Genomic DNA, 13,100 nt, shown 5'->3' with positions numbered 1-13,100 from the left:
CTCGGCGTTGGCCCCGGCGCTCAACCGCGGCCGCAGATGAAGCGCACGAATTCCGGCGTCAGCCAGCCGAGCGCGGCCAGCAGCACCAGCCACACGGCCAGCAGGAAATGCCAGTAGCGCGCGCACAGCGTGATGCGCAGCGCGGTGCGCCGCGCCATGAACGTGCCCGGCGGCGCGCGCATGGCGAGCGCCCAGCCGGCGAGGCCACCCAGCACGTGCAGGCCGTGCATCGCGGTCAGCAGGAAAAAGAAGCTGCCGGCCGGGTTGTTGGCCGGCACCACGTGGATGGCGAGCAGGGCCTGCCACGCCCACAACTGCGAGCCGACGAAGGCCGCCGCCGCCAGCCCGCCCCAGCGCAGCGCGCGGCGCGCGCGCGACAGCCGGCCCGCGCGCGCCGCGCGCGCCGCCGCCAGCATGAGCGCGCTGCCCGCCGCCAGCAGCGCGGTGGACAGCCACACCTGCCACGGCAGCGCCACCGCGTGCCAGTCCGGCGAATCCATGCGCATGGCGTAGGCGGTGATGAACAGCGCGAACAGCGAGCACACCACGCCCATGAACACCCACAGGCCGGTGCTGGCCGGCGCCGGGCCGGCGCGCTGCCGGCCCACGTCGCCGGGGCCGGGGCCGCTGCGGCGCTCGCCGCCGCCGTCGGCGCGGTAGATCAGGTTCACGCTCATGCCACGGCTCCTCGGCTGGGGTGCGGTTCGGGCTCGGCGCCGCCGGCTTCGGGCGGCGCGTTCTGCGCGATGAAATCCTCGCTCGCGCCGGGCACGCTGTAGGCGTAGGCCCAGCGGTACGCCACCGGCAGCTCGGGCCCCCAGTTGCCGTGCGCGGGCGGGGTCTGCGGCGTCTGCCATTCCAGCGAGGCGGCGCGCCACGGGTTGGCGCCGGCCGGCCGGCCATGCCGCACGCTCCAGGCCAGGTTGAAGATGAACACCAGTTGCGCCGCGGCCACGATGAAGGCCGCGACCGAGATGTAGGCGTTCATCACGTGCGCCGACTCGGGAATGAAGGCGTAGTTGTCGTAGGCGTAGTAGCGCCGCGGCATGCCGAGCACGCCGAGGTAGTGCATCGGGAAGAAGATCGCATAGGTGCCGACGAAGGTAATCCAGAAATGCACGCGGCCCAGCGTATCGTTGAGCATGCGCCCCGTCACCTTGGGGTACCAGTGGTAGATGCCGCCGAACACCACCAGGATCGGCGACACGCCCATCACCATGTGGAAGTGCGCGACCACGAAATACGTGTTGGACAGCGGGATGTCCACGCTGACGTTGCCGAGGAACAGCCCGGTCAGCCCGCCGATGACGAAGGTGCTGATGAAGGCGATGGCGAACAGCATCGGCACCGTGAAGTGGATGTCGGCGCGCCACAGCGTGAGCACCCAGTTGTAGACCTTGATCGCGGTGGGAATGGCGATAATCAGCGTGGTGGTGGCGAAGAAGAAGCCGAAGTACGGGTTCATGCCGCTGACGAACATGTGGTGCGCCCACACCACCACCGACAGCACGCCGATGGCCAGGATCGCCCACACCATCGTGCGGTAGCCGAAGATGCTCTTGCGCGAATGCACGCTCACCAGGTCGGAGACGATGCCGAAGGCCGGCAGCGCGACGATGTACACCTCGGGGTGGCCGAAGAACCAGAACAGGTGCTGGAACAGCAGCGGGCTGCCGCCCTTGTAGTCGAGATGCTGGCCCATCGACACCATCGCCGGCATGAAGAAGCTGGTGCCCAGCGTGCGGTCGAGCAGCATCATCACGCCCGAGACGAACAGCGCCGGGAACGCCAGCAGCGCCAGGATGGTGGCCATGAAGATGCCCCACACGGCCAGCGGCATGCGCATCAGCGTCATGCCCTCGGTGCGCGCCTGCAGCACGGTGGTGACGTAGTTGAGCCCGCCCATCGTGGCCGCCGCGATGAAGATCAGCAGCGACACCAGCATCAGGATGATGCCCCACTGATAGCCGGGCGTGCCCGGCAGGATGGCCTGCGGCGGATAGAGCGTCCAGCCCGCGCCGGTGGGCCCGCCCGGCACGAAGAAGCTCGCCAGCAGCACCAGCACGGACACCAGGTAGACCCAGAAGCTCAGCATGTTGAGGAACGGGAACACCATGTCGCGCGCGCCCACCATGAGCGGGATCAGGTAGTTGCCGAAGCCGCCGAGGAACAGCGCGGTGAGCAGGTAGATCACCATGATCATGCCGTGCATGGTGACGAACTGGTAGTAGCGGTTGGCGTCGATGAAGGCGAAATGCCCCGGGAAGCCGAGCTGCAGCCGCATCAGGTTGGACAGCAGCACGCCGATCAGCCCAACGAAGATGGCGACCAGCGTGTACTGCACCGCGATCACCTTGTGGTCCTGGCTCCAGATGTAGCGGGTGAAGAAACTGGTGGGGCCGTGGATGTCGTGGTCGGCGTAGGCCATTGGCTGCTCCTGTCGGCTTACCGGGCTGCCGCGCCCGATGCGGCGCCCGAACCGGCGCCCGCCTGCGTGGCGCCATCCTGCGCGCCGTTGGCGCGGATGTAGGCGACCAGCGCGCTCACTTCCTCTTCGCTCAGGGGAATCTTCGGCATCACCGGGCCGAAGCCCTTGACCAGCCGCTGCTGCGGCTCGGTGATCTCGGTCTTGAGGTAGCCGTCGTCCACCCTCGCGCTGCTGCCGTCGGCGAAGGTCTCGCTGCGCCCGTACAGGCCCTTCCAGCTCGGCCCCACGCCGACGCTGCCGTCGATGCTGTGGCAGCCGATGCAGCCCTTGCTCTGCGCCAGCGCGCGGCCCTGCGCCGCGAGCGTGCCGGCGGGCGCGCCGCCGGCGGCCGCCACCGCGCCCGGCGCGGGCGTCTTGAGCATGGTCAGGGCGAAGGTCGGCTGGCGCGCCAGCCAGGCCTGGAACGCGGCGTCGTCCTCCACCACCACCTTGCCGCGCATGTTGTAGTGGCCCACGCCGCAAAGCTGCGCGCACAGGATCTCGAAGGTGCCGGCCTTGGTCGGCGTGAACCAGAACGAAGTCACCATGCCCGGCACCATGTTCATGCGGGCGCGGAACGGCGGCACGTAGAAGTCGTGCAGCACGTCCTTGGAGCGCAGCAGCACCTTGACCGGGCGGTTCAGCGGCAGGTGCACCTCGGGCGCGGCCACGATGATGTCGTCCTGCCCGCGCGGATCGTCGGGGTTCACGCCGAGCGGATTGTCCGCCGAGACGAAGCGCGCATCCGAAGTACCGAGCTGGCCGCCCTGGCCGGGAAAGCGGAAGCCCCATTGCCATTGCTGGCCCACCACCTCGAGCACCATCGCGTTGGCCGGCGGGCGCACGTATTCGGCGTAGACGAACAGGCCCGGCGCCAGCAGCACGATCACGCCGAGCGTGGTGCCGGCGGTCAGCCACAGTTCGAGCTTGCGGTTTTCCGGCTGGTAGGCGGCGCGCGCGCCCTGGCGATGGCGGTAGCGCCAGACGATGTAGCCGACGAACAGGTTGATGACGATGAAGAAGATGCCGGTGACGACCAGCGTGATGGTCAGCGTGTCGTCCATCTGCTTCCAGTTCGAAGCAAGCGGGGTCGCCCACCACGGGCTCAGGAAATGAAAGAGCACCGAAGCGACGACAATGACGACGAGTGCAATGGCGAGCGCCATACCGACCCTCCCCCCCGCGCATGGCTGACCGCGAACTCAGCGCAAGGTTGAGATAAGCCTAGTGCATGTGGTCCGCCCGGTGCAAGGCGCCGCCCGCATCGCTTTGGGTGCACTGCCACACAAACGCGCGGCGCGCAGGCGCGCCGGGCGCCGCATAAAAAGCGGCGAAGGAAGGCCTGGACCTTCCTTCGCCGCCGGTGGGCCGCGCCGCCCGTGTAGTGGCAATGCGCAAGGCCGAAAACGCGCCGCGTGGCCCGTGCTCAGTGCGATACATCCTTGTTTTCGAGCTTCCAGTACGCGATGGCCGCGGTCATGCCGAAGATCAGGTGGCCCGCCAGCGTGTGCCAGCCGCGCGCGTCGGCGAACCACGAGAAGAAGCGCGTCATGCCATAGAAGTCGATCAGGTAGACCGCCAGCCCGAACACCGCGCCGGTCAGCAGCACCATGCCGGCGCTGGAGTCGAAGTGGAACGGCGCGATGATGACCGCCAGGATCATGCCGAGCACCGCGCCCAGCACGAAGTGGATGACCAGCGCCACCGCCACCGTGCCCACGCTGAACAGGGAGGTCTGCAGCACGTCCGGCCCCATCACGATGGCCGCGATCATGCGCGTGGTGCCCCACGGATTGACGCCGGCCACCATGGTGGACCAGAACAGCTCGACCACCATCAGCAGCGCGCCGGCCGCGAGGCCAGACACGGCCGCCGCCATCCAGTCGGGCAGGCGACGCACGTAATGGTGCGATTGCATGTGAAGTTCCATAGCCACCTCCGATACGCTGGTTGCTGCAGTGGCGCCATCACGGGCGCCGCGGCCCGCTTGCGGGTCCGGCCTGCATACTGGTCAGCATAGGACAGGCGGGCCGGTCCGTCGGCCCGGCCGCATGCAAATATGCGCGCGGCGCGTGGCATGCCGCGCATTGCCGGCGGCGCGTGTGGCAGCCGCGGTACTTGCCGTGGCCGCAGCGGCGCCCGGCCCTTCAGGCAGCGCAAGGCAGGCCCGGCGGCGTCCGCCGGCGATGTTGCGGCGCAGCGTGCGGACCGCGGCGAAGCGGGTGCGTGCCGCTTAGGTGACAACCCCCACTTAATCGAGCTTGGCGTCCCCGCGACACTTTCTATACTGGAAACACAAGTAGAGAGACAGGAGACAGCCATGCTGCACTTCACGTCACATGATCTTGTTTTTCTGATCCCGATGGCGCTGGTTGGCATGATCGCTTTCGGCGGGATTCCGTTTACGGCCCGGGCCTTGCGCATCAGTTGCCGCGCGGCGGGCGCCATCTTCGGAGCCCTGCTGGCGGTGGCCCTGCTCGAAGCGTTGCCGTTGCTGATCTGAGCGCCGGCGGACGCATCGCGCGCCAGCCGGCTCGGGAGATGGCCGAGGGGAAGGAGGCCGCGATGACGCTTGGCCTGTTGGCCGCCATGATGGCGGCGCTGCTGCTGCTCACCGTGGTCGCGGCGATCTGGCGCTGCAGCCATCCCTATCGCATGCGCTACCGGCGCTGCGCGCAGCACCGGCGCCGCGCCGGTATCTGCCGGGAGATGCGGCGGCGCCAGCCGCCGGGCCTGACCTGAACGCGCCGGCCGTAGTCAACGTAGCGCTGTAGCCGCTAGGTCGCCTAATCGCTTGATCGCCTGGTTGCTTGATCGCTGTCGCCGCCATGCCGGCGGTCAGATCTCGATCATCGCGAACTCGCCCTTGCCCACGTCGCATTCGGGGCAGCGCCAGTCTTCCGGAATATCTTCCCAGCGCGTGCCGGGGGCGATGCCGTCTTCCGGCCAGCCTTGTTCTTCGTCATAGACCCAGCCGCAAATCAGGCAGACCCAGGTCTTGTAGGCAACGACTTCCTGCTGCAAAACGCACTCCTGTTTTCGATTCCGGGCCAGATCATACAAGCTTTTCGGCCCGCGGCGGCGTCCGCCGCCAGTTGATCCGCTTTGGAAAGTTGTCTCAAAGCGAAGCGACGCTAGCGTGATTTCGATCCGTTACGTCCGTGTCCTTTCGTCTGCGACGAAGTAGTCCGTCCTGAACAATTCGACTCTCAGCCGCGGGCCAGTCGGTGATTGCTTGGAGAGGCAAGCAGTGCCGCGATAAGCGCCTGCATCGACAGCCCGAACCGGGCGCAATAAAGCCGCAGCGCGGCCAGGATCGGGCGCAGATTATGCCCTGCGCCGCACATCACCGCGTGCAGCGTATCGCCCAGCGCGCCCTTGAGCGGATTGCGGCCCAGTCGTCCATCCATCTTCATGTGCCCGATGGCGGGCTCGATGGCGCTGCGCCGTTTGATCATGGCCTTGAGCGTCCTGGTAACGCCGCGCCGTTGTCCCGAGCGCAGGATACGCACACCTTCGATCTCCACGCCGCGGTAGCCCTTGTCGACGATGGCCGTGGCGGGTGGTTTGTCCGTGCCGGTGAGAATGCCCACCTGTTCCAGCGTCTCGGCCAGCGTGTGCCCGTCGTAGGGGTTGCCCGGCATGGAGCGCATGCCCACCACCAGGCCTTCCTTCAACGTAGTGGCGATGCTGACCTTCACGCCGAACTCGTACGGTGTCCTGGCTTTTCCCTTGCTGATGCATTCGACCTCGGGCGCGTGCAAGGCGTACAGCTTGTTCTTGTCCTTCGTGCGCTGGGTCAGGATGCGGCCGGTGCGCTGTAGCAGGTCCTGGACCTTGGCCTTAGCCGCTTCGGGCAGCATGCGCAGTTGGCGCTGCACCTCGCGGTGCACGCGGCCGACACGGGTGCGCAGCGTGCGCACGGCCTTGCGCATGCGCTTGAACTGCTTGGCGTGTGCGTAGCGCCCGATCTGCGCGGCCAACCGCGGTGCCACCCGGTTGTAGTTCTGGCGCAGCCGCAGCCCGTTGTCCTCGACTGCCTTGACCAAGTGCTGGCGGCTCTTGTCCAGCAAGCGGCTGTCGGTCGGATAGGCGATGGACTTGGGCATGACGGTCGTGTCCACGATCACCTGCTGCGCGCTGGCCTTCTGTATCACGCCGCCACGCCGGGCGGCGTCGATGCTGGCCGCCAGTAGTATCTCCACGCCTTCTTCCCCAATGCGCTTTCTCCAGCGCGTCAGGCTGGACGGGTCGATGGGCAGTTTGGTTTGCAGGTAGGTCTCGCCACAGAAGAACTGCCAGTACGGGTTCTCCACCCAGGTGTTGACCACGGCTTCATCAGAGGCATCGAAGGTGTGCCGCAGGTACAGCAGCCCGGCGACCAGACGCGGCGGCAAGGCTGGCCGGCCACGGCCGGAAGTGAATGACACCGCGAACGTGCGCTCGATCTCGGCCCAGTCGATCAGCGCCGCCAGCCTCACCAGCGAGTGCTTCATGTTGATCTGCTCGTCCAGACGCGGACGGAACAACTCTGCCGTTTGCGGCTGCGAAGGCTTCGGACCCATCAGACATCAGACTCCTCGGAGGAATTTGCAAGAAAACAGGTACTGGCAAAACAATACCCTGCAAATCCAACGCCCATCAATCCGATGAACTGCGAACCCGATCAACGGCTTGCGGGTTGTTCAGGACGGACTCGATACCAGTGATATCGAGCTCTCACCGTGCTACCTCGCCAGCGAAATTCGGGCGACGTATGCTGGCATGATGATCGCTGTGCCGGTCGGGGTGTGGCACGCCTATAACCCTGCTCACCCGGTCCAACTCGGCCGCATACTAATCAAGATCGCCACGCACGTTGATCCCGCGCGATTCGCAAACATGTCCGGGGACCGAAAGCGTTGAAGAAGAAAGGCTATGTTGCCGAATGCGTGGCACGGCGGCATGTTTCTACCGCTCGCGTCATCAAGGCTGGACGTGTCGTTTAGTCACCTTGAAAGGGGTGGTTCTAAAGCTGGGTACCTATCACAAAACGGTGGCCCCGGGGAGCCACGCCTTCCCATTCTAGGAATCCGAGCCAAAGTTCACGACAAATTTGACCCGCTCAACCTGCCAGCGCCTGAACGACTCGATAGATTGACGCCTCGCCTCAGCCTCATCCGACTGCGCTCTAAGAAGCTCCAACAATGGTCCGACACCCGCCTTGTAGCGTACTCTCGCTGCACCGTAGGCCTCAGCTGAGGTACGCACAATCGTCTGGGCTAACGAAAACTTATCTGTCTCGCGCCGCAGCCCTTCCAGGTTCGTCCATAGTGAACTTTGGACATCGTGGGTCGCCTCGGCGAGCTCCATGCGTTTGATGTCCACTTCTGCCCGAATCGAGTCAATATTGCTACGCTGCAGGAGTCCGTCGAAAATAGGTATCCTGGCTTGGAGTCCAATCGACCACCCCCTAACCGATTGCGTCATCACGGATTCCGCCTGGGGTGTCAGGCTCTTGTATGCGGAACCCGACATTGAAATGGAGGGCAACAGTTCCGCTTTGGCGGCCTCTAGGCGGGCTTCGGCGATGTTGACCTGTCTTGCAAGGGATATAAGGCGCGGACTTCTGAAGACAGCGTTATCCATCAACACCGAGAGATTCTCTCCTGTGCTCATAGTCGAAAAATTCGACTCCATTATCGGTGACGCGATAGAAATCACATCTGAACTCGGACGCCCCAGAATCCTTGCGAGATCGCCTCTTGCAAGCTCGCGTTCGCTTGCGGCATCAATTCTACGCAGCCTGGCTTGGTTGCGCGAATTCTCCGCAAGCAGCCTGTCACTGATGCCGCCAGCCCCATATTTACGCAATGCTTCGGCGTAGTCCGCGCTCTCCTGCGCATTGCGCTCTGCGTCGAGAGCGGCGGAGAGTCCTAGCTCTGCAGCCTGCAGACGATAAAACGCCTCGGAAGCTAGGAGAATAACGTCGCGTGCGCTCTTTTGCCGCTCTGCCAAAGCGGAGAGAACCAAATTCTCTGCCGCCACCAGGTTTGCAGAGCGCTTGCCAAAGTCAAAAAGCAGCCAATTCACCGACACCTCCGCCAGCCCACTCTGTCCTGAAAGCGAGTAATTTCCTGCTGAAAAATTTGGATACGTAACGGCCTTTTCAAAAGAGCTCCCAGAAACGGCCGCAGAGACTGTTGGGTAATACGGCGCTCGGGCCTTTCCTCGCTCTGCTGTGGCGCTCACCGCTGCGGCATCACTACGCTTCACCAATGCGCTTTCGCACACGGCCTTGAAGAGGACCTCGGTCAACTCCATTGCTCCGTCAGCCACCCCTCCCTCACACGAGATCGGCGCTTCTTCAAGTGCAACAATCGTCCGATTTAGGGGCGGCGCCTCAATATCTGTCTTCCCCATGCCCGGGCTGCAATATAACGCAAAAAAGACAACCGAAAGCGCTAGATATAGTCTCAGATTCATCCACACAGAAACAACGTTCACCACCGTGCCACCTTCGCGACCTAAGCGTCTTCTAGAATGGAAAACTCTGCCGGTGTTCCAATCCATCCTACACGGCCATTTGAAAGCGCAATGATTCGATCCGCGGACAAAATCGTTTCAGCGCGATGCGCTACTGTGATGCGGGTAATCTTCAGCGCACGAATGGCAGAGAGAATTTCCTGCTCTTTCTCTGCATTGAGATGACAAGTCGCCTCATCCAGAATGAGAAGTACCGGCTCCTTATGGAGTGCTCGGGCCAGCAAAATGCGCTGCTTCTGCCCCCCAGACAATACACTTCCCATGTCACCGACCAGCGTGTTATACCCCATCGGCATCGCGGCGATTTCATCGTGAATTCCCGCTACAGTTGCGCAGCGGACGATTTTCTCCTGATCCATGCCGTTCTCGAAGAAGCAAATGTTATCCGCAATAGATCCGGCAAATAGTGTGTCGTCCTGCATGACTGTCGCGACGAAACGTCTGAAGGCAGACGCGCCAACCTCGGACATTTCGATTCCATCCAGCAACACTTCGCCGCGAGTCGGTTTAAGCGTGCCGAGCAGAATATTAAGTAGCGTCGTTTTTCCGCAGCCGGTAGGTCCCACGATGGATACCGCCTCGCCCGCATGCACGTGGAAATCTACGCCAGCAAGAACAGTGGGCTCACCATGAGCGTACCGGTATTGGATATTGCGAACGGTAATTTCTCCCGAGAAGCTACGCTCATCATTCTCTGCTCGCTGCGAAGTTAATTCGGCCGGTTGTAGCACTATATCCGCTAGGCGCTCCCCCTGAAGCTGCAACAATTTCATCGAAAAGTAATTATCGATGAGACCACCTACCCGAGAATTGAATTGTCCCTTATATGAATTGAAAGCGATAAGCATCCCAATTGTGAAATCTCCGTCAATGACTAGCGTCGCCCCCAAATAAAGAACCACAAGTCCTTCAAATCCGAAAAGAACGCCATTTGCCTGTTGGTAGACAAGCTGCATCCGCTGTGATTTCAGACTTGCATTCACTTGGTTCACCATTAGCGTCACCCAAGAAGAACGCCTCTCGTCCTGCTTCTGGAATATCTGAATTGCCCTAATTCCTCGAACGGTTTCAAGAAAGTGTGATTGGGTTTTCGCAGCCTTGACAAGGTACTCCTGAGATGCAAGCCGAAATGCCTTATATGTCAGCGCACGACCCGCGCAGTAGACGACCATCGCACAGACCGGTATTAGCGCAAGTTTCGCGCTGTAAGAAAGCATCAGCCCCAGCGTGACCAACGAGACGAGTCCGTCCAACGCAGCGGTCAGAATCGAATTCGTGAGCGTCTGGTGAATCGCATCGACGCTTCCGAAGCGAGATACAATATCTCCAATATGACGTCTCTCAAAATATTGGGTGGGCAATCTTAGTAGATGGGAGAAAACATTTGCCTTCCACTGTATACCCAGGGTCGCGCCGAGGTGCATCATGCACCATGCACGCATGGCGGAGATACCCTGCTGTATAGCAAAGACAATTGAAAAACCCAATATAAGCGTAGTTAGGAGCTTTCGATCTGAGTTGATCAGGACATGATCGGTGATCCACTGCATGGACAGCGGTGTAATCAGCCCGAATATCTCCAGGGCGAGGGCAAGACACAAGAGTTGTACCAGTGCCCAGTGAAGGCCGGTGACACGCCCGAGAAGCGTTCTGAGCTGAAGCCTTGGTAAAGGATCACTGGGTTGGAAATCCAAGGACGGCCACACTTCCATGGCGACCCCGGTGAACTGCGCTGATACCTCTTCCAGACTTAGCACCCGAGGTCCTTGAGCCGGATCGTGAATAACAGCTTTGCTTGCACTCACCTCCTTCAGAACCACAAAGTGATTGAAGTTCCAATGGAGAATGCAAGGCAGTCTCAACTGGCCTAGTTCCTCCAGATCAACCCGCACAGCCCGACTAGCCATGGCCAGTCGTTCTGTCACCTTCATGAGCTGGGACAGATTTGCGCCCTTTAACGACGTTGGGAACTGTTGGCGCAACGTCCTCAGGTCCTGATGCAAGCCATGATACGAAGCGACCATTGCCAAGCATGCTAGGCCACACTCGGTTGCCTCGGTTTGCAGGATGATCGACAATCGCCTCCCGAAACCAGTACGGACAGAGTCAGTTGAAGACATTGAGACTTGGCTTTGAATCGTCATTAATTGGAGAGCATGCCCTTTGCGCTATACACGGGCTCAAGCACCCACTCATAGAGGCGTCGGGTCTCCTGCATGATGTCTGCTTCGAGTGTCATCCCGCTCTTAAGCGGAATGGAGCGACCGTAGGCGCCGACGGTTTGTTTCTCTAGGCTCACTGTTAGCCTGTAGTAAAGTTCTGTTGGCTTTGTGGCATCCATGGCCGGGATGCCACCAGCGATTCCCGAGAGCTCGGTGGCTGTCATTGGAGTCGCGGTAATCGAAAGGACGCGCCCTCGATAATGGCCGAATTTCTGATAAGGATAGGCGTTATATCTCAGTAGAACCGCGTCATTTTCCTTCACGAATCCGATGGCGCGGCTTGGTGCATATAGATCCGCCTGCAAGACTGCTTTTTCTGGCAAAATTCCCACGAGCGCTCTACTGGAGTCAACAAACTGGCCATTCGCAACGACGACCGAGGTGACTGTACCGGACACCGGCGCGGTAATGGTCAATTCAGTACGAGCCTCATTCTCGATTCGTTGTTGATCGGCCTCGCTGATCGATCGCTCAATTTGACCCAGTGCTGCCTGGTGTTTTGCCGGAAGACTGTCTAAATCCGCCATCGCTATCCTCAGTTCCTGTTGAATTGCCGACATCTCACGGCGTAGCGCGTCAATTCGGGATCTCTGATCAAGGTAATCCGATTCCTTCTGCTGCATCTGGTCAGTCGAAATGAACTCGCCACGACGCAGTTCCGCATATCGCCTCATTGCGTCGCCGGAAATGTCAACGCGCTGTTGCTGCCCTTCAATTTGGCTCCGCATGGTCGATGCTTGCGCCCGAAGACTTCCAACCTTTGCACGTGCTGATTCAAGCTCCGTCTGCTGAGTACTGATTGTCTTGCTGTACTGAACCGTCAAAGACGTCCGTCTGCTCGATATATGTTTCCCGATCTCAGCCTGAACACCAGAGGAATCACGGTTCTTTCTGTCGCTGGATAATACGAAGAGCTTGTCCCCTTTTCGTACAAATTGCCCTTCCGCAATCGCCCTCTCCAGCACTACTGCCGGTTGAGGAGAATACACGCGCAAAATTCCAGATGTCGGGATGAGTTGTCCCTGTACCGTGACGCGCGCCGTATATTCTCCGACACAAGAAAAAACGAGGATCGATATCAGACACAGTATGGCAAAGCCACTAATTATCCATACCGATATGGGATAGCTCAAAATAACGCTACCCGCAAAATTTGACCGGGTGGCATTAAGCGCTTCGAGCCTGAACAAATTCCCTTTGTTAGGTTCGAAATGGCTCATTTAATAAAGATATTTCCGAGCCGCGCATTGTGGCTCCATCACTTGACATCGGTCGATCTTGCTAAAGTTTTCGCCTCTTGTTTTCACGCGACCATGCAACACCGTCCATTCCAGCCATTGAGAACATCATCCCGACAACGGTCACTTGTACATGGTTCATCGCAAATCCAGCAGCACAGATAGCCAACCCAAGGGTCACCAGGACTTTGCCGAACACCTCAGTTTCTATGCCAAGGGTCTTCGCAGGATAGCCTTGGAAGCTAACCAAGACGCGGCCCAGAAATAGCCACAGCAGCGACATTGGTAAGTAGTATCCCAAGGCTGAAAAAAAGGGCCCGGTGATCTTAGGATGCCTGAGATAAAACATGCCTATAGAAATAAGCGCCAATGCAAAGTACCAAGCTATCCTTGTTGAGTATCTGCGCATGCGTTCTCCTTAGCTCTGTATTAGTCGCCATCTTCCCCGGGAGGCGGGGGCAGAGTGCTGTTCATATACGATGTGCAACCATAAGACGCCAGCTTGCCCGTGAGCAGTCCAATGGCCACATTACCCGTCAAGGTGCCGGCTGTGATCGCAAAGCCTGTCCCGATGAGAGTACAAGCCATGTAGGTTCCGCTATTCCACGTGTAAGTTGGCACACCCGGAATGGACACGAAGATCGTTGT

The 13,100-nt window shown here is 60.7% G+C and carries 12 protein-coding genes; 2 read left to right on the top strand and 10 right to left on the bottom strand.

Annotated features, from left to right (window positions below; genetic code table 11):
- Window positions 1-20: 20 nt before the first annotated feature.
- From ACWTPI_RS22110 to ACWTPI_RS22095, 4 genes are all read right to left on the bottom strand, one after another.
- Window positions 21-677, bottom strand: a complete 657-nt coding sequence (locus ACWTPI_RS22110; protein ID WP_454732728.1) for a cytochrome c oxidase subunit 3 — start codon at window positions 675-677, stop codon at window positions 21-23.
- Window positions 674-2,428, bottom strand: coding sequence for a cytochrome c oxidase subunit I (ctaD, locus tag ACWTPI_RS22105; RefSeq protein ID WP_020206298.1), 1,755 nt, complete (start codon window positions 2,426-2,428; stop codon window positions 674-676). Before ctaD ends, ACWTPI_RS22110 begins: the two co-directional genes overlap by 4 nt.
- A gap of 17 nt (window positions 2,429-2,445) precedes the next feature.
- Window positions 2,446-3,633 (bottom strand): c-type cytochrome, encoded by a 1,188-nt coding sequence (locus ACWTPI_RS22100; RefSeq protein WP_454732727.1) that lies wholly within the window; start codon window positions 3,631-3,633, stop codon window positions 2,446-2,448.
- Window positions 3,634-3,893: 260 nt separating this feature from the next.
- Window positions 3,894-4,397 carry a hypothetical protein gene (locus ACWTPI_RS22095; protein WP_059415045.1) on the bottom strand — a complete coding sequence of 168 codons (504 nt, stop codon included), beginning with the start codon at window positions 4,395-4,397 and terminating at the stop codon, window positions 3,894-3,896.
- 390 nt (window positions 4,398-4,787) lie between these two features.
- On the opposite strand from ACWTPI_RS22095, the gene ACWTPI_RS22090 reads away from it, so the two are divergent.
- Window positions 4,788-4,970 carry a hypothetical protein gene (locus ACWTPI_RS22090; protein ID WP_006163669.1) on the top strand — a complete coding sequence of 61 codons (183 nt, stop codon included), beginning with the start codon at window positions 4,788-4,790 and terminating at the stop codon, window positions 4,968-4,970.
- 62 nt (window positions 4,971-5,032) lie between these two features.
- Window positions 5,033-5,209 carry a hypothetical protein gene (locus ACWTPI_RS22085; RefSeq protein WP_020206295.1) on the top strand — a complete coding sequence of 59 codons (177 nt, stop codon included), beginning with the start codon at window positions 5,033-5,035 and terminating at the stop codon, window positions 5,207-5,209.
- 96 nt (window positions 5,210-5,305) lie between these two features.
- Here ACWTPI_RS22085 and ACWTPI_RS22080 read toward each other — a convergent pair whose 3' ends face one another.
- The 6 genes from ACWTPI_RS22080 to ACWTPI_RS22055 form a co-directional block, all read right to left on the bottom strand.
- The gene (locus ACWTPI_RS22080) at window positions 5,306-5,491 is read right to left on the bottom strand and encodes a rubredoxin (RefSeq protein WP_020206294.1); all 186 of its coding nucleotides are present in this window, start codon (window positions 5,489-5,491) and stop codon (window positions 5,306-5,308) included.
- 185 nt (window positions 5,492-5,676) lie between these two features.
- A complete protein-coding gene (locus ACWTPI_RS22075; RefSeq protein ID WP_454732726.1) occupies window positions 5,677-7,032 on the bottom strand; it encodes an IS5 family transposase in 1,356 nt (451 codons plus the stop codon).
- 499 nt (window positions 7,033-7,531) lie between these two features.
- Window positions 7,532-8,869, bottom strand: coding sequence for a TolC family protein (locus tag ACWTPI_RS22070; RefSeq protein ID WP_454732725.1), 1,338 nt, complete (start codon window positions 8,867-8,869; stop codon window positions 7,532-7,534).
- Window positions 8,870-8,973: 104 nt separating this feature from the next.
- Window positions 8,974-11,112, bottom strand: a complete 2,139-nt coding sequence (locus ACWTPI_RS22065; RefSeq protein WP_454732724.1) for a peptidase domain-containing ABC transporter — start codon at window positions 11,110-11,112, stop codon at window positions 8,974-8,976.
- A 23-nt stretch (window positions 11,113-11,135) separates the two neighbouring features.
- Window positions 11,136-12,434, bottom strand: coding sequence for an HlyD family secretion protein (locus ACWTPI_RS22060; RefSeq protein WP_454732723.1), 1,299 nt, complete (start codon window positions 12,432-12,434; stop codon window positions 11,136-11,138).
- A 61-nt stretch (window positions 12,435-12,495) separates the two neighbouring features.
- Window positions 12,496-12,861 (bottom strand): hypothetical protein, encoded by a 366-nt coding sequence (locus ACWTPI_RS22055; protein ID WP_454732722.1) that lies wholly within the window; start codon window positions 12,859-12,861, stop codon window positions 12,496-12,498.
- Window positions 12,862-13,100 lie beyond the last annotated feature (239 nt).

Source organism: Cupriavidus ulmosensis (assembly GCF_977008105.1).
This window is presented reverse-complemented; position numbering and strand designations above follow the sequence as displayed.

Coding starts and splice junctions, on each gene's coding strand:
- ACWTPI_RS22095 (WP_059415045.1), bottom strand. CDS start 4,397: ATGGAACTTCACATGCAATCGCACCATTACGTGCGTCGCCTGCCCGAC.
- ACWTPI_RS22055 (WP_454732722.1), bottom strand. CDS start 12,861: ATGCGCAGATACTCAACAAGGATAGCTTGGTACTTTGCATTGGCGCTT.
- ACWTPI_RS22100 (WP_454732727.1), bottom strand. CDS start 3,633: ATGGCGCTCGCCATTGCACTCGTCGTCATTGTCGTCGCTTCGGTGCTC.
- ACWTPI_RS22065 (WP_454732724.1), bottom strand. CDS start 11,112: ATGTCTTCAACTGACTCTGTCCGTACTGGTTTCGGGAGGCGATTGTCG.
- ACWTPI_RS22110 (WP_454732728.1), bottom strand. CDS start 677: ATGAGCGTGAACCTGATCTACCGCGCCGACGGCGGCGGCGAGCGCCGC.
- ctaD (WP_020206298.1), bottom strand. CDS start 2,428: ATGGCCTACGCCGACCACGACATCCACGGCCCCACCAGTTTCTTCACC.
- ACWTPI_RS22075 (WP_454732726.1), bottom strand. CDS start 7,032: ATGGGTCCGAAGCCTTCGCAGCCGCAAACGGCAGAGTTGTTCCGTCCG.
- ACWTPI_RS22090 (WP_006163669.1), top strand. CDS start 4,788: ATGCTGCACTTCACGTCACATGATCTTGTTTTTCTGATCCCGATGGCG.
- ACWTPI_RS22085 (WP_020206295.1), top strand. CDS start 5,033: ATGACGCTTGGCCTGTTGGCCGCCATGATGGCGGCGCTGCTGCTGCTC.
- ACWTPI_RS22070 (WP_454732725.1), bottom strand. CDS start 8,869: ATGGGGAAGACAGATATTGAGGCGCCGCCCCTAAATCGGACGATTGTT.
- ACWTPI_RS22060 (WP_454732723.1), bottom strand. CDS start 12,434: ATGAGCCATTTCGAACCTAACAAAGGGAATTTGTTCAGGCTCGAAGCG.